Source organism: Mycolicibacterium elephantis DSM 44368 (genome assembly GCF_004014805.1).
In the GTDB taxonomy this organism is placed as follows: Bacteria; Actinomycetota; Actinomycetes; order Mycobacteriales; family Mycobacteriaceae; genus Mycobacterium; species Mycobacterium elephantis.
In genome coordinates this window covers 162,220-177,140 of record NZ_ATDN01000001.1, presented here as the reverse complement: position 1 = coordinate 177,140, position 14,921 = coordinate 162,220, and the positions used below count along the sequence as shown (strand labels likewise).

13 protein-coding genes and 1 pseudogene are annotated in these 14,921 nt (G+C 66.7%); 8 read left to right on the top strand and 6 right to left on the bottom strand.

The window, feature by feature from the left end; translation table 11 throughout:
* Nucleotides 1-224 precede the first annotated feature (224 nt).
* The 3 genes from metH (at nucleotide 225) to MELE44368_RS00775 (ending at nucleotide 6,311) form a co-directional block, all read left to right on the top strand.
* Nucleotides 225-3,956, top strand: coding sequence for a methionine synthase (gene metH, locus MELE44368_RS00785; RefSeq protein WP_128106719.1), 3,732 nt, complete (start codon nucleotides 225-227; stop codon nucleotides 3,954-3,956).
* A 98-nt stretch (nucleotides 3,957-4,054) separates the two neighbouring features.
* A complete protein-coding gene (locus tag MELE44368_RS00780) occupies nucleotides 4,055-4,738 on the top strand; it encodes an HAD family hydrolase (RefSeq protein ID WP_128106718.1) in 684 nt (227 codons plus the stop codon).
* Between the two features lie 58 nt (nucleotides 4,739-4,796).
* On the top strand, nucleotides 4,797-6,311 hold the full coding sequence (locus tag MELE44368_RS00775) for a sugar porter family MFS transporter (RefSeq protein WP_128106717.1): 1,515 nt from the start codon (nucleotides 4,797-4,799) through the stop codon (nucleotides 6,309-6,311).
* Between the two features lie 40 nt (nucleotides 6,312-6,351).
* On the opposite strand, the gene MELE44368_RS00770 is transcribed toward MELE44368_RS00775, so the two are convergent.
* The gene (locus tag MELE44368_RS00770; RefSeq protein ID WP_128106716.1) at nucleotides 6,352-7,023 is read right to left on the bottom strand and encodes a TetR/AcrR family transcriptional regulator; all 672 of its coding nucleotides are present in this window, start codon (nucleotides 7,021-7,023) and stop codon (nucleotides 6,352-6,354) included.
* Nucleotides 7,024-7,687: 664 nt separating this feature from the next.
* On the opposite strand from MELE44368_RS00770, the pseudogene MELE44368_RS00765 reads away from it, so the two are divergent.
* The 5 genes and pseudogenes from MELE44368_RS00765 to MELE44368_RS00745 all read left to right on the top strand — a co-directional run bounded on the left by MELE44368_RS00765 (nucleotide 7,688) and on the right by MELE44368_RS00745 (nucleotide 11,705).
* Nucleotides 7,688-8,450 (top strand): annotated as a pseudogene (locus tag MELE44368_RS00765) (hypothetical protein).
* Nucleotides 8,451-8,638: 188 nt separating this feature from the next.
* On the top strand, nucleotides 8,639-8,920 hold the full coding sequence (locus tag MELE44368_RS00760) for a phosphoribosyl-ATP diphosphatase (RefSeq protein WP_128106715.1): 282 nt from the start codon (nucleotides 8,639-8,641) through the stop codon (nucleotides 8,918-8,920).
* Between the two features lie 5 nt (nucleotides 8,921-8,925).
* Nucleotides 8,926-9,777: an ATP phosphoribosyltransferase gene (gene hisG / locus MELE44368_RS00755; RefSeq protein ID WP_128106996.1), complete on the top strand. Its 852-nt coding sequence runs from the start codon at nucleotides 8,926-8,928 to the stop codon at nucleotides 9,775-9,777.
* 67 nt (nucleotides 9,778-9,844) lie between these two features.
* On the top strand, nucleotides 9,845-10,327 hold the full coding sequence (locus MELE44368_RS00750) for a DUF4126 family protein (protein ID WP_128106714.1): 483 nt from the start codon (nucleotides 9,845-9,847) through the stop codon (nucleotides 10,325-10,327).
* Between the two features lie 7 nt (nucleotides 10,328-10,334).
* Nucleotides 10,335-11,705, top strand: a complete 1,371-nt coding sequence (locus MELE44368_RS00745) for an FAD-containing oxidoreductase (protein ID WP_128106713.1) — start codon at nucleotides 10,335-10,337, stop codon at nucleotides 11,703-11,705.
* Here MELE44368_RS00745 and MELE44368_RS00740 read toward each other — a convergent pair.
* The 5 genes from MELE44368_RS00740 to MELE44368_RS00720 are packed head-to-tail and all read right to left on the bottom strand — an operon-like array spanning nucleotide 11,656 to nucleotide 14,863.
* Complete coding sequence (locus MELE44368_RS00740; RefSeq protein ID WP_128106712.1) at nucleotides 11,656-12,303, bottom strand: flavodoxin family protein; 648 nt, start codon at nucleotides 12,301-12,303, stop codon at nucleotides 11,656-11,658. The two genes, MELE44368_RS00745 and MELE44368_RS00740, sit on opposite strands and share 50 nt — an antisense overlap.
* Before the next feature lies 1 nt (nucleotide 12,304).
* Nucleotides 12,305-12,808, bottom strand: coding sequence for an SRPBCC family protein (locus MELE44368_RS00735; protein ID WP_128106711.1), 504 nt, complete (start codon nucleotides 12,806-12,808; stop codon nucleotides 12,305-12,307).
* Nucleotides 12,805-13,122, bottom strand: a complete 318-nt coding sequence (locus MELE44368_RS00730) for an ArsR/SmtB family transcription factor (protein ID WP_128106710.1) — start codon at nucleotides 13,120-13,122, stop codon at nucleotides 12,805-12,807. The genes MELE44368_RS00735 and MELE44368_RS00730 overlap by 4 nt, the downstream gene beginning before the upstream one ends.
* Before the next feature lie 50 nt (nucleotides 13,123-13,172).
* Nucleotides 13,173-13,967, bottom strand: coding sequence for a thioesterase family protein (locus MELE44368_RS00725; protein WP_128106709.1), 795 nt, complete (start codon nucleotides 13,965-13,967; stop codon nucleotides 13,173-13,175).
* Nucleotides 13,964-14,863 carry a RecB family exonuclease gene (locus MELE44368_RS00720; RefSeq protein WP_128106708.1) on the bottom strand — a complete coding sequence of 300 codons (900 nt, stop codon included), beginning with the start codon at nucleotides 14,861-14,863 and terminating at the stop codon, nucleotides 13,964-13,966. Before MELE44368_RS00720 ends, MELE44368_RS00725 begins: the two co-directional genes overlap by 4 nt.
* Nucleotides 14,864-14,921: the final 58 nt, after the last annotated feature.

Genomic DNA, 14,921 nt, shown 5'->3' with positions numbered 1-14,921 from the left:
ATCCGGTTGACCAAGGGTGGTCAGGAGTTGCCCAACATGTTGCCGTCGAGATGTGCGTGCTGTCGCTCAACGGCACGGCGGGGCGTCCAGACGGCGATCGGGAGACGACGTAGACTCTTCACGTCGAGAGGCGTTGCAACGGATACCTGGGGGACAGGGTCCCCGCTCAGTGTCCGCCACGCTCGGCGAAGTCAAGGACGCCTTCCGTTACGGAAGGAGCGCACGTGACATTTGAGCCCAACATCCGCCCAGACAGCACCGACGCTCTGACGTCCACGCTGCGGCAGCGCATCATGGTGATCGACGGTGCGATGGGCACGGCGATCCAGCGCGACCGGCCGGACGAGGCCGGCTACCGCGGCGAGCGGTTCGAGGACTGGCCGAGTGATCTGCAGGGCAACAACGACCTGCTCAACCTGACTCAGCCGCAGATCATCGCGGGGATTCACCGCGAGTACCTCGAGGCCGGCGCCGACATCATCGAGACCAACACGTTCAACGCGAACGCGGTCTCGCTGTCCGACTACGGCATGGCGGATCTGGCCTACGAGCTGAACTACGCCGGCGCGGCGCTGGCCCGGGCGGCCTGCGACGAATGCAGCACCGCGGACGCGCCGCGTTACGTCGCCGGGGCGCTGGGGCCGACGACGCGGACCGCGTCGATCTCACCGGACGTCAACGACCCCGGGGCCCGTAACGTCACTTACGACCAGCTGGTCGACGCCTACCTCGAAGCGGCGAAAGGCCTGGTCGACGGCGGCGCCGACATCCTCCTCGTCGAGACGATCTTCGACACGCTGAACGCCAAGGCCGCGGTGTTCGCCATCGAGACGCTGTTCGAGGAGCGCGGCCGCCGCTGGCCGGTGATCATCTCGGGCACCATCACCGATGCGTCCGGGCGGACGCTGTCCGGTCAGGTCACCGAAGCGTTCTGGAACTCGATCCGCCACGCCCAGCCACTCGCGGTCGGCCTCAACTGCGCCCTGGGCGCGCCGGAGATGCGGCCCTACATCGCCGAGATAGCGCGCATCGCAGACACTTTCGTGTCCTGCTACCCGAACGCCGGGCTGCCCAACGCGTTCGCCGAATACGACGAGACCCCCGAGCGTCAGGCCGGTTACGTCGCCGACTTCGCCGAGGCCGGTTTCGTCAACCTGGTCGGCGGGTGCTGCGGAACCACCCCGGCGCACATCGCCGAGATCGCCGAGGTCGTCGAGGGCAAGCCGCCGCGTCAGGTCCCCGAGATCCCGGTGGCCACCCGTCTGTCGGGCCTCGAACCGCTCAACATCGATGACAACTCGCTGTTCGTCAACATCGGTGAGCGCACCAACATCACCGGCTCGGCCCGGTTTCGCAACCTGATCAAAGCCGAGGACTACGACACCGCGCTGTCGGTGGCCCTGCAGCAGGTCGAGGCCGGTGCGCAGGTCATCGACATCAACATGGACGAGGGCATGATCGACGGCGTCGCCGCGATGGACCGGTTCACCAGGCTGATCGCCTCCGAACCGGACATCAGCCGCGTCCCGGTGATGATCGACTCCTCCAAGTGGGAGGTCATCGAGGCGGGCCTGAAGAACGTCCAGGGCAAGCCGATCGTGAACTCGATCTCGCTGAAGGAGGGCGAGGAGAAGTTCGTCCACGATGCCCGGCTGTGCCGCAAGTACGGGGCCGCCGTCGTCGTGATGGCCTTCGACGAGCAGGGGCAGGCCGACAACCTGGAGCGCCGTAAGGAGATCTGCGGGCGCGCCTACCGGATCCTGACCGAGCAGGTCGGCTTCCCGGCCGAGGACATCATCTTCGACCCGAACTGCTTCGCGCTGGCAACCGGCATCGAGGAACACGCGACCTACGGCATCGACTTCATCGAGGCCTGCGCCTGGATCAAGGAGAACCTGCCCGGCGTGCACCTGTCCGGCGGGATCTCGAACGTGTCGTTCTCGTTCCGGGGCAACAACCCGGTCCGCGAGGCGATCCACGCGGTGTTCCTGTACCACGCGATCAACGCCGGCCTGGACATGGGCATCGTCAACGCCGGTGCGCTGGTGCCGTATGACTCGATCGACCCCGAGCTGCGGGACCGCATCGAGGACGTCGTGCTGAACCGTCGCCCCGATGCCGCCGAACGGCTCCTCGAGATCGCCGAACGGTTCAACAGCACCGAGAAATCCGACGATTCGTCCGCCGCCGAGTGGCGCAGCCTGCCGGTCCGGGAGCGGATCACCCACGCGCTGGTCAAGGGCATCGACGCCCACGTCGACGACGACACCGAGGAGCTGCGCGCCGAGATCGCCGCCGCCGGCGGGCGCCCGATCGAGGTGATCGAGGGCCCGCTGATGGACGGCATGAACGTCGTCGGTGACCTGTTCGGCTCCGGCAAGATGTTCCTGCCCCAGGTGGTCAAGTCGGCCCGGGTGATGAAAAAGGCTGTGGCCTACCTACTTCCGTTCATCGAGGCCGAGAAGCAGCCCGGCGACGCGGAGCACACCAACGGCACCATCGTGATGGCGACCGTCAAGGGCGACGTCCACGACATCGGCAAGAACATCGTCGGCGTCGTGCTGCAGTGCAACAACTACACCGTGATCGATCTCGGGGTGATGGTGCCCGCCCAGAAGATCCTGGCCGCGGTCGAGGAGCACAACGCCGACATCGTCGGTCTGTCGGGCCTGATCACCCCGTCACTGGACGAGATGGTCAACTTCGCCGTCGAGATGGAACGCGAAGGACTGCAGATCCCGCTGCTGATCGGCGGCGCGACCACGTCGCGCGCGCACACGGCGGTGAAGGTGGCGCCGCGGCGCAGCGGTCCGGTGGTGTGGGTCAAGGACGCGTCCCGCTCGGTGCCGGTCGCGGCCGCGCTGCTGGACGACAAGCAGCGCGCGGCGCTGCTTGAGGAGACCGAGAAGGACTACGCCGCCCTGCGTGAGCGGCACGCCCAGAAGAACGAGCGGCCGATGCTGACGCTGCAGAAGGCCAGGGCGAACCGCACCCCGATCGACTGGGACGGCTACACGCCGCCGGTGCCCGCGCAGGGCACCGGGATATGGGATTTCCATGACTACGACCTGGCCGAGCTGCGCGAGTACATCGACTGGCAGCCGTTCTTCAACGCCTGGGAGATGAAGGGCCGCTTCCCCGACATCCTCAACAACCCGGCCACCGGCGAAACCGCCCGCAAGCTGTACGACGACGCCCAGACGATGCTCGACACCCTGATCAAGGAGAAGTGGCTGACAGCCAACGGGGTGATCGGGTTCTTCCCGGCCAACGCGGTCGGCTCCGGCATTGAAGACATCGAGGTCTACACCGACGACACCCGCACCGAGGTGCTGGCGACGCTGCACAACCTGCGCCAGCAAGGTGAGCATCGTCAGGGTATTCCGAATCGGTCGCTGGGCGACTTCATCGCCCCCAAAGAAACGGGCCTGCGGGATTACATCGGCGCGTTCGCGGTCACCGCGGGGCTCGGCAGCCAGGACAAGATCATGGAGTTCAAGGCGGCCCTCGACGATTACAGCGCCATCCTGCTGGAGTCGCTGGCCGACCGGTTGGCGGAGGCGTTCGCCGAGCGGATGCATCAACGGGTTCGCACCGAATTCTGGGGATATCAGCGCGAGGAACAGCTGGACAACGACGCGCTGATCGCCGAGAAGTACGTCGGAATCCGGCCTGCCCCCGGCTATCCGGCCTGCCCGGAACACACCGAGAAGGCCACGCTGTGGCGGCTGTTGGACGTCCACAGCCGCACCGGCATCGAGCTGACCGAGTCGATGGCGATGTGGCCCGGCGCGGCCGTCAGCGGCTGGTACTTCTCGCACCCGCAGTCGCAGTACTTCGTGGTCGGCCGGGTGGCCCAGGACCAGGTCGCCGACTACGCCAAGCGCAAGGGTTGGACGCTGAAGGAGGCCGAGCGCTGGCTGAGCTCCAACCTCAGCTACAACCCGGAGGACTGAGGTGGCGACGCCGGCGCTTTGCCCGCGAACGTGAACTCGTGCACGAAAAGTCACCGGAAAATCGAGCATAAGCTCACGTTGGAGGGGAGGGGTCGCACATGCAGGCCGTGCTGTTCGACATGGATGGCACCCTCGTCGACTCCGAGAAACTCTGGGACGTCTCGCTGGCCGCGCTCTACACCGAACTCGGTGGCGAGTTGACCGCGGAGGTCAGGGCGTCGCTGGTGGGCAGTTCGGCGGAGGACACCATCCGCGCCGTGTACGCCAATCTGGCGCTCGAGCCCGACCCGGCCGCGATGGCCGAGTCCGACCGCTGGCTGCACGCCTACACCGCCGACCTGTTCGAGGACGGGCTGCAGTGGTGCAACGGCGCGCGTGAATTGCTGGAAGCCCTTGCCGCCGAAGAAATCCCGATGGCACTGGTCACCAATACGCAGCGCATGCTGACCGAGCGCGCATTGAAGAGCATTGGCAGGCATTACTTTTCGGTGACCGTCTGCGGCGACGAAGTGCGGCGTGGCAAGCCGGCGCCCGACGCCTATCGGCGCGCGGCCGCGCTGCTCGGGGTGGCGCCGGTGGAATGCCTTGCCGTCGAGGATTCCGTGACCGGCGCCGCGGCGGCCGAGAGCGCGGGCTGCCCGGTGTTGGTGGTGCCCAACGACGTCGAGGTGCCGGGCGGGCCAGGGCGTCGACACGCCAGCTCCCTCGCGGGCCTGGACACCGCGACGCTGCGAAGCGTCTACGCGCAGCTGACGGGAGAACTGGGCGAACGCAGCGCCTGACGTGGGCGTGAGTGATTGAATGTGACTCTCGTCACGCATCCTGCGGAAAGGCGCCCACATGACCCACGCACCCGCCGGTGGAGCCGAATCCGGGGTGGACTACGAGGAAACCGAACACGCCGGCCGAGTCGTGCGGATCGCCGCGGTGGCAGCGCTGGGCGGGTTGCTCTTCGGATACGACAGCGCCGTGATCAACGGCGCTGTCGCCGCGATCGAGGACGAGTTCGTCGTCGGCGGTCTGGGTCTGGGCTTCGCGGTGGCGTCGGCGTTGCTCGGTGCGGCGCTCGGCGCGATGACCGCGGGCGGGCTGGCCGACAAGATCGGCCGGCTGGCGGTCATGAAGCTGGCGGCACTGCTGTTTCTGATCAGCGCGTTCGGCACCGGTCTGGCGTTCAACTTCATCGGCGGAAACGACGATCACTACCTCGGGTTGCCCTCCGGGCTGTGGATGCTGGTGGTGTTCCGCATCGTCGGGGGCGTCGGGGTCGGCGTCGCGTCGGTGATCGCCCCGATGTACATCGCCGAGACGTCGCCGCCGCGGATCAGGGGCCGGCTCGGCTCCCTGCAGCAGTTGGCGATCGTCACGGGCATCTTCTTGTCGCTGGCCATCGACTATCTGCTGGCCCATCTGGCCGGCGGTTCCGGGGAGGTCCTGTGGCTCGGCCTGGAGGCGTGGCGCTGGATGTTCCTCATGATGGCGGTCCCGGCCGTCGTGTACGGGACGCTGGCGTTCACGATTCCCGAGTCACCGCGTTATCTCGTTGCCAACTACCGGATTCCGGAGGCGCGCCGGGTGCTCACCAAGCTGCTCGGGGAGAAGAACCTGGAGTTGACGATCTCCCGGATCCAGGAGTCGCTGAAGGCGGACAAACCGCCGTCATGGCGGGATCTGCGCAAGCCGACCGGCGGCATTTACGGCATCGTGTGGGTCGGGCTGGCGTTGTCGGTCTTCCAGCAGTTCGTCGGCATCAACGTGATCTTCTACTACTCCAACATCCTGTGGGAGGCCGTCGGCTTCGACGAGAGCCAGGCGTTCCTCATCACCGTGATCACGTCGGTGACCAACATCGTCACCACGCTGATCGCGATCGCGCTCATCGACAGGGTCGGGCGCAGGCCGCTGCTGCTGGTCGGCTCGGCGGGCATGGCGGTGACCCTGAGCACGATGGCGGTGATCTTCGCGACCGCGGGCATCGAGATCGTCGACGGCCAGGAACAGCCCGTGCTCTCCGGTGCGTCCGGGCCGATAGCGCTGATCGCGGCGAACCTGTTCGTGGTCTCGTTCGGCATGTCGTGGGGCCCGGTGGTGTGGGTGTTGCTCGGCGAGATGTTCCCGAACCGGATCCGCGCGGCGGCACTCGGGTTGGCCGCGGCCGGGCAGTGGGTGGCCAACTGGCTGATCACCGTGACGTTCCCGGGTCTGCGCGACATGCTGGGCGGGGCCTACGGCTTCTACGCGGTGTGCGCCGTGCTGTCGTTCGTGTTCGTCTTGCGCTGGGTGAAGGAGACCAAGGGCATGCACCTGGAGGACATGCAACGCGACACCCGGCCGCACGAACAGCCCGCCGGCTAAACCCGCGTGACCGGCTGGGAATCAGCGGTCGGTCTCGGTGTCAGTGCTTGCGGGCGCTTCGGCCGCCACGCGGTGCAGGGCCGCCTTGGCTGATGCGCAGGTGATCAATCATGAGCTGTGCCATGGCTTGACGTTGTGGCTCTGTCGGCAGGGGGACGTCTGCGACCATTTGGCCGACCATGAGGCCCACGGGTGCTGCCCATAGAAGGTCGGTGATTGCGGTGACGTGGGGCGAGGACGTGCCGAGGAGCGAGGCGATGCGTTCGAGCCCTGGTTGGAGGCTGACGAGTTGCTCCATTCCGAGTTTGGAACGAAATGATCTGGTGGCGATCAGAATTTCCATCGCTGTCAGGCTGGCGGGGTTGAGAAAGACTTTCCAGGCGGCATCGGTGAGTGCCCGCATGCGGGTTTCGGTGTCCTTGATGCCTTCGACTTCGTTGACGAGATCGTTGATCGAGGTGACCAAGGTGGTGACGGCGTGGTCGATGACGGCGGTGAGTAGGCCGTCTCGGTCTCCGAAGTGGTATTGAACGACGCCGGTGCTGACGCCGGCACGTTCGATGATGTGTCGGGTGCTGGCCGCGGCGAAGCCTTCTTCGCGTATACACCTGATGGTTTCTTCGATGACCAGCTCGCGTGTGCGGTCTGCGCGTTCTTGGCTTCTGTGGCGGGACCGTCGTGGCGTTGAACCGCGTGGGGATTTGGCTGTCATCGGTTTGCGACTCGTGTCAGCGGTGTCTCGGTGCGGCTGCGACGACGCTCGGCACGCCCAACGGGCAATGGCCGGAGTTCTGCCAGTGGGGTGGTGTTCACGAGCCGCACGCGTCGATCCTATTCGTGCTTATTCGTGTGCGGCGTTGAGACGCGTCGATGGGTCGCCGGTGGCGGTGAGCTTGCGGACGTGGGGTTGACGGCACCCAGGTGACCGATCTGGGCCGCAAGGCCTTTGGCGAGGGCATTCCCGTTGCCGCGCAGACTATTTCCGAGTACGGCGGCACCATCATCGGACCCCGCGCGGCGCGGTCGATGTGACCGTGGCGGTCGGCAAGAGTGCTGCGGCCACACGAACCTTCGTGTGCCGCCCCCACTGTGTTCCCACCAAACGCCCTTTTACTCCAGGTGACAATCTGCTCACGTAAACGAGGGGGTGGCTCGAAGGTGTTGGGGGGCAACGCGACTCCACCAACGTATCGCGGCCTGTTGCCGGTGACTTCGCCCCTGCACCCTCTTCCAGAAACCTCCCAAAAACTATCGAATGTTACAACATCGCATGTGCTCTAAAACTAGAGTTCGGTGATACGTGCGGCGCACATCCACTCCAATCGTCGCGTCGGACGTTCCGGTCGGCGAAACCCTCGATGCGGAGGCCATCGCTCATGACAGAGACGATCAGACACGGCGGGGCAGGGGAGGCGCCCGTGCGACGCGGACTCTCCTCACTGCAGAAGTCGCTCTTCGGAGTGCTTGCCTTCTTCTTCGCGATCCACCCGGTGTTCTGGTACCTCGAAACTCGTGCGGGGGTCCCTCAGCCTGTTGCCTCGACGGTGATGGTGGTCGTCGTGGTCGGCTGCTTCGTGACGGCGCTTGCGTTGCCCTGGCTCCGAGTCGGAGACCGCCGGGATTGGACACGGGCCGACCGTTTGGGAGCGATGGTGATCGTGTGGGTCTTCATCGCACTCATCCCCACGTTTCATTTGGGAACTTCCGTGGCTGCTGCTCTTCGATCAGATCGTGGAGGGCGTCGAGAACGGGGCGCTGTGGACCTACATGTGGGCGCCCATCCTGCTCGGCGGCGACGCGCGCTACCTCACCGGAGATCCCCTCATCGTCTGCATGGAATGGATCGCTCTGTTCGTCGGGATATTCGAGGCCTATGCGCTGTTCCAGTTCTTCCGAAACGGCAAACGATTTACCAGCCATCAGTTGTCGCTGATCATGGCCGGCATGATCGTCGAGGTGACTCTGCCCGCCGTCTACTTCGGCACCGAAATCGCGAACAACCTGGAAAGCATGTCGTCTCCGGTGGAGATGTGGGTCAAGTTCGTCCTCATCAACCTGCTGTGGTGCACGATGCCGTTGATCACCTACTTCTGGGGAGTGCGCAGGCTCGTCAACCAGGATCTTGAAGTGCGGTTCTGATACAGCAGGACGAGTGAGAACCGACAGCCGCGGGGCTCGCCCGCCCGTCGGCGACGCCCTGGGGGCTCGGCCGGAAAGCGACGACAGAGTCGCCATGGCACCCGCAGAATCGGCCCGCCGCTGCATGGCAGCAACACGCAGTCTGGCAACCTACGCGAAATAACCCGCGTGACCCGCACCGGTCCGGCGTGAAACAATCGCAGGCCGTGAAGACCTTCGAAGCCCTGTTCGCCGAACTGTCCGAGCGCGCGCGGACCCGGCCCGCCGGCAGCGGAACCGTCGCCGCGCTCGACGGCGGCGTGCACGGGCTCGGTAAGAAGATCCTCGAAGAGGCCGGCGAGGTGTGGCTGGCCGCCGAACACGAGAGCGACGAGGCCCTGGCCGAGGAGATCAGCCAATTGCTGTATTGGACGCAGGTGTTGATGATCGCGCGTGGGCTCACGCTCGACGACGTGTACGCGAAGCTGTGACCGAGATGCTGCGGGTCGCGGTACCCAACAAGGGCACGCTTTCGGAACCGGCCTCCGAGATCCTGTCGGAAGCCGGATACCGCCGTCGCACCGACTCGAAGGACCTGACCGTCGTCGACCCGGCCAACAACGTCGAGTTCTTCTTTCTCCGGCCCAAGGACATCGCCATCTACGTCGGGTCCGGAGAACTCGACTTCGGCATCACCGGGCGCGATCTGGCGGCCGAATCCGGGGCACCGGTGCGCGAACGCCTCGCGCTGGGGTTCGGGTACTCGACGTTCCGCTACGCCGCGCCGGCCGGTCGTCCGTGGCGGGTCGAGGACCTCGCGGGCAAGCGGATCGCGACGGCGTTTCCAAATCTGGTGCGGAAAGATTTGGCGGACAAGGGGATTGACGCGACCGTGATCCGTCTGGACGGGGCGGTTGAGATCTCGGTACAACTCGGCGTCGCCGACGCGATCGCGGACGTGGTGGGTTCGGGCCGCACCCTGGGCCTGCACAACCTGGTGGCGTTCGGCGAGTCGCTGTGCGACTCAGAGGCCGTACTCATCGAACGCGTCGACGCCTCCGACGACAACCGCTCGGCGCGTGACCAATTGGCCGGGCGTGTGCAGGGTGTGGTGTTCGGCCAGCAGTATCTGATGCTGGACTACGACTGTCCGCGCAGCGCCCTCGACGACGCGATCGCTGTCACACCCGGGCTGGAGTCACCCACCATCGCCCCGCTGGCCGACACCGCGTGGGTGGCCGTTCGCGCGCTGGTGCCCCGTCGTGACGTCAACGCCATCATGGACGAGCTGGGATCCATCGGCGCCAAGGCGATCCTGGCCTCCGACATCCGGTTCTGCCGCATCTGATTCACCCTGACGGCGCGCGGGGGCCGTGTTAGCGTCCGAATGTCGTTATCACCGGTCGGAGGTCGACATGACACAAGCCCTCGTACTCTTGCTCGCTCTGCTGATCGGTGTCATCGCCGGTCTGCGTGCGTTCACGGCGCCCGCGATCGTCTCATGGGGCGCAGTGCTGGGCTGGATCGACGTGGGCGACAAGTGGTCTGAGTGGATGGCGCACCCGATCACCGTCACGGTGTTGACGATCCTTCTCCTGGTCGAGTTGGTGACCGACCAACTGCCGAAGACGCCGAGCCGCAAGACGGCCCTTCAGTTCCTCACCAGGCTCCTCATGGGCGGCTTCGCCGGTGCCGTCATCGGCAGTGCGTTCTTCCACACCTTCAGCGCGCTGGGCGCCGGAATCATCGGTGCGGTGCTGGGCACCCTGGCGGGCGCGGCCGCGCGGGAGCGGTTGGCGTCGCTGCGCGACGGACAGGACCGCCCCGGCGCCATTCTCGAGGACATCGTCGCCGTCGGCGGCGGATTCCTGATCGCGTTCCTCGTCAGCCTGGTCTGAGCGGCACATGACAGAGAAGTTCGACGCGATCATCGTGGGCGCCGGTCAGGCGGGCCCACCGCTGGCGGGCCGGCTGACCGAGGCCGGGCAACAGGTCGCGGTGATCGAGCGCAAACTCGTCGGCGGCACCTGCGTCAACTACGGCTGCATCCCCACCAAGACGCTGGTGGCCAGCGCGCACGCGGCGCACCTGGCGCGACGTGGCGCCGAATACGGTGTCACCACAGGCGATGTCACCGTCGACATGCGAAAAGTGAAGGCCCGCAAGGACGACATTGTCCACGGCGACCGCCGAGGGGTGGAAGGCTGGCTGGAGGGCATGCCCGGATGCACGATGATCCGGGGTCACGCCCGGTTCGAGAGCCCGCACACCATCCGCGTCGACGACCGCGTGCTGGAGGCCGACCGGATCTTCCTCAACGTCGGCGGCCGGGCCGTGGCTCCCGACATGCCCGGACTGTCCGAGATCGACTACATGACCAACGTCGGGATCCTCGAACTCGACACGGTGCCAGAGCATCTGGTGATCATCGGCGGCAGCTACATCGCGTTGGAGTTCGCGCAGATGTACCGGCGGTTCGGTGCCGAGGTCACGGTGATCGAGAAGGGGCCACGGCTGACGTCGAGGGAGGACGAGGACGTCTCGGCCGCGATCAAGGAGATCCTGGAAGCCGAGGGCATCGAGGTGGTCGTTGACGCGACCGCCATCCGGTTCGCAAAGCGCGACAACGGTTTCGAGGTGATCCCCCGCGACGGCGCGCAACCCGTCTCGGGCACCCATCTGCTGATGGCGGTGGGTCGGCAGCCCAATACCGACGACCTCGGATTGGACAAGGCCGGCGTCGAAACCGACGAGCGGGGCCATATCGTGGTGGACGATCAGCTGCGCACCAACGTCGGCCACATCTGGGCGCTGGGGGACTGCAACGGCCGAGGCGCGTTCACCCACACGTCGTACAACGACTACGAGATCGTCGCGGCCAACCTGCTCGACGACGATCCGCGCCGTGTCAGCGATCGGGTGCTGACCTATGCGCTCTACATCGATCCGCCGCTGGGCCGGGCCGGTATGACGGCCGAGCAGGTACGCCGGTCAGGCCGAAAGGCGTTGGTGGGCAAGCGGCCGATGACCAGGGTCGGGCGTGCCGTCGAGAAGGGCGAGACCCAGGGGTTCATGAAGGTGGTGGTGGACGCCGAAACCGAGAAGATCCTCGGCGCGGCGATCCTGGGCGTCGGCGGCGACGAGGTCATCCACGCGATCCTCGACATCATGACCGTCGACGAGCCCTACACCGCGATCTCGCGCACCATGCACATCCACCCCACGGTCAGCGAGTTGGTGCCGACGATGCTGCAGGAGATGACCCCGCTGACGTAGCCGAACGTCCGATGTTGAGCTGCCGGGTCACCAGCGCTACCCGCGCCCCGAGGTGACGGCAGGTCTGGATATCGGCGGCGTGAACCCGGTCGGTTCCGGCGTCCACGTCGGTCTGCGCGCCCGCGCCCAGCCAGAAGCCCAACCGGTTGAGATCGCTTTCGCTGCCGCGTGAACTGTTCCATCCCGGGGGCAGTCCCAGGTTGACCCAGTGCATGTGGTGTTGCGCCGCGAACACGGCCAATGACATCAGCGTGCTGAGCTTGTCGCCGGACTTGGCGCCCGAGTTGGTGAAGCCGGCGGCGGTCTTGTCCCGCCAGGTGCCCTCGACGCAGCGCCTGCCGGTCTTCTCGGCGAACGCCTGGAAACCCGCCGAGACATTGCCCATGTAGGTCGCGCTGCCGAACACGATCCCGTCGGCGCCGTCCAGGACGTCCCAGTCGGTCTCGGTCATCCGGTCGACGGCGATCACCGTGACGTCCGCGCCGACCTCCCGCGCGCCCGCGGCGACAGCGTCGGCGAGCACCGCGGTGTGCCCGAACCCGGATTGGTAGGCGACCGCCAGCGCGGGCGCTGCGATGTCAGAACCGTTGTGCGTCATGTCAGTCGAACTCCAATCGTGTTGATCCGGTGATCTCTTGACGGCGCGTCATCCAATCCGGCAACGCGTCGCCCGCGAGGTAGGCTTCGAGCCGATCGAGAAACGCGTGGGTGCCGCTGCGAAATCCCTTGGCATTGCCCACACCCAGGCCGCGGTGGGTGAACCGCAGCAGCGTGCCGTCGCCGTCGGGGATCAGTTCGTAGCGCACCACGCCGTCCTCGACGATCGGCTGTTTCCATTCGTGCTCAAGGACTCTTGGCGGATCCCACACCAGGATGCGGCCCGTCATTCGCTTGCGCTCGGGGGGAAGCGGCGGGCCGGTGGCGACCATGTCGATCGAGCCGCCCTCGCGCGCATCGATCGTCGTCTCACCGAACCACTGGCGACGCTCGCCCGGGTCGGTGATCGCCGACCACACCGCCTCCACCGAGTACGGCAGGTGACGCTCGAAGGTGAGCACGGCGCGGTCACCGTCGACGGTGAGTTTGCCTTCGCGCGCGGTCATTTCCGGTCCCCGTGGGTTTCGTGAAGATGACGCTCCAGGGCATCCAGATGATCGGCCCAGTACTGCCGATAGCGTTCGATCCACTTGTCGATGGCGACCAGGCCGTCGGCGCGCAGCGCATAGATCCGGCGCTGGGCGTCGGGGCGAACCTCGACCAACCCGACCTCGCGCAGCACCCGCAGGTGCCGGGACACTGTCGGCTGGGTCAGCTCGGGCAGCGTCGCGACCAGTTCACCGGCGGTGCGCTCGCCGTCGATGAGCGCATCGAGCAGGGCGCGCCGACTCGGTTCGGCGACCGCTTCGAAGACGTCCATGCCCGCAAGTATTGCACATCATCTATATAGACGTAAGCGTATATACGGTCTCAGCGGCGCTGCACCAGCAGCGTCTGCGCCGACGTGCCGATAAAGCCCTGGCGGTCAAAGATTTCCGCGGTGGTCACCCCGATGCCGTCGGGCCCGATCGAGCCGCGGCTACGCAACGCGAAGTCGGTGCCCACCGGTAACCGGTGCAGATGCACAGCGGTGTCGGTGTTCATGAACACGAACCGTTCGGGGTCGAGCGCCGCCCCGGCCCCGTTGGCCGAATCGACCACCATCGCGAGGGCCTGCAGATCCGTCGTCGGCTCGGAATCCACCAGCGCGACAAGCGGGCTCAGCCAGATCACGTTTCCGGTGTCACCGGTGTCGGACTGTCTGCGCCAGCTCACCGTCTCGAGGTAGCCCGGTGCGCCATGCCAGCCGTGCGGCACCGCCAACGCCTCGCCCTCGACCAGCGGGGGATAGCGATCGGTGGCCACGTCGGCGGTGTCGCTGGTGGCCAGCAGCCACGCCGTGACGCGCGCAACCACCCGATAGTCGCCGTCGGGCCGCTGCGCGGACATCTCGGCGACCATCAACGAGATCCGCTTACCCGGCCGGTCCACCCAGGCCCGCACCCGGACCCGGGCCACCGGGATCGCGCCGAGGATGTCGAGCGTCAGCCGCCCGATGCGCAACCCGGAATCGCCCGCGAGCGCTTCGATGTGCTTGGTCATCAGCGCCAGCGGCGGTGAGCCGTGCTGGATTTCGGGATCCCAGTTGCTGCGGGTGCCGTCGGTGGAATCGAAGACCGCGAACTCGCCGTCGACGCCGGCTCGGCGGTAGTGGCAGTCGATCACGCGGCCGGCTCCGCGCGGTGCAGCACCACCTCGGTTGCCGGGCCCTCACCTTCGTCGGGCACCTGCGGCCAGCCCGGATATGGGGGAGGTGTGCCGCCGAACACCGGGCAGTGCGCGTGGTGGGCGCACCAGTCACACAGCCGCGACGGGCTGGGCCGGAAATCGCCGCTGGCCCCGGCGGCTTGGATGGCCCGCCAGATCGCCATCAGCGTCTTCTCGAATCGCAGCAGCTCTTCGGTGTCAGGGGTGTAGTCCAGGATCTGGCCGTCGGCCAGGTACAGCAGCCGCAACCGGGTAGGCACCACACCGCGTGAGCGCAACAGCGCCACCGCGTAGAACTTCATCTGGAACATGGCCTTGAACTCGGCCGCCGCGCGCGCCTCCGGCGGCGCCTTGCCGGTCTTGTAATCGACCACCCGCAGCTCCCCGGTGGGCGCGACGTCGATGCGGTCGACGAAACCCCGCAGCAGCGTGCCGTCCTCGAGCTCGACCTCGACTCGCAGTTCGCAGCTCTGCGGGTCGAACCGCCTCGGATCCTCCAGCCGGTAATAGCCCGACAACAACGCCCGCGCCTCGTCCAGCAGGGTGTGGTCTATCTGCGTGGCCAGCCCGGGGTCGGCCGCCACCAGCTGCTCGGCGGCCGGGACGACGAGCGTCAGCGCCGTCTCGCGGTGCCGTTCGGCGGCGGGCAGCCCGTAGAGCCGCTCCAGGGCCGCGTGTACCACCGAGCCACGCACCTGCGCGGGCGACGGCGGCTCCGGTAACCGGTCGATCGCGCGGAACCGATACAGCAGCGGGCACTGCTTGAAGTCGGCCGCGCGCGACGGTGACAACGCCGGACGCCGGATCGTCTGATCCGGCCCGTCCGGCTGGCTGCGCGCGGGCACGTCGGTCATGGGAGCAGCCTATGACCCGGCTCTGACAACCCCGGGCAGTCGTGGCGGCGCGTCGACT

What these genes read in the sequence shown, in the direction of transcription:
- MELE44368_RS00740 (WP_128106712.1), bottom strand. Translation starts at nt 12,303, where the DNA reads ATGACGCACAACGGTTCTGACATCGCAGCGCCCGCGCTGGCGGTCGCC.
- MELE44368_RS00780 (WP_128106718.1), top strand. Translation starts at nt 4,055, where the DNA reads ATGCAGGCCGTGCTGTTCGACATGGATGGCACCCTCGTCGACTCCGAG.
- MELE44368_RS00745 (WP_128106713.1), top strand. Translation starts at nt 10,335, where the DNA reads ATGACAGAGAAGTTCGACGCGATCATCGTGGGCGCCGGTCAGGCGGGC.
- MELE44368_RS00720 (WP_128106708.1), bottom strand. Translation starts at nt 14,863, where the DNA reads ATGACCGACGTGCCCGCGCGCAGCCAGCCGGACGGGCCGGATCAGACG.
- MELE44368_RS00730 (WP_128106710.1), bottom strand. Translation starts at nt 13,122, where the DNA reads ATGGACGTCTTCGAAGCGGTCGCCGAACCGAGTCGGCGCGCCCTGCTC.
- hisG (WP_128106996.1), top strand. Translation starts at nt 8,926, where the DNA reads ATGCTGCGGGTCGCGGTACCCAACAAGGGCACGCTTTCGGAACCGGCC.
- MELE44368_RS00775 (WP_128106717.1), top strand. Translation starts at nt 4,797, where the DNA reads ATGACCCACGCACCCGCCGGTGGAGCCGAATCCGGGGTGGACTACGAG.
- MELE44368_RS00770 (WP_128106716.1), bottom strand. Translation starts at nt 7,023, where the DNA reads ATGACAGCCAAATCCCCACGCGGTTCAACGCCACGACGGTCCCGCCAC.
- MELE44368_RS00750 (WP_128106714.1), top strand. Translation starts at nt 9,845, where the DNA reads ATGACACAAGCCCTCGTACTCTTGCTCGCTCTGCTGATCGGTGTCATC.
- MELE44368_RS00735 (WP_128106711.1), bottom strand. Translation starts at nt 12,808, where the DNA reads ATGACCGCGCGCGAAGGCAAACTCACCGTCGACGGTGACCGCGCCGTG.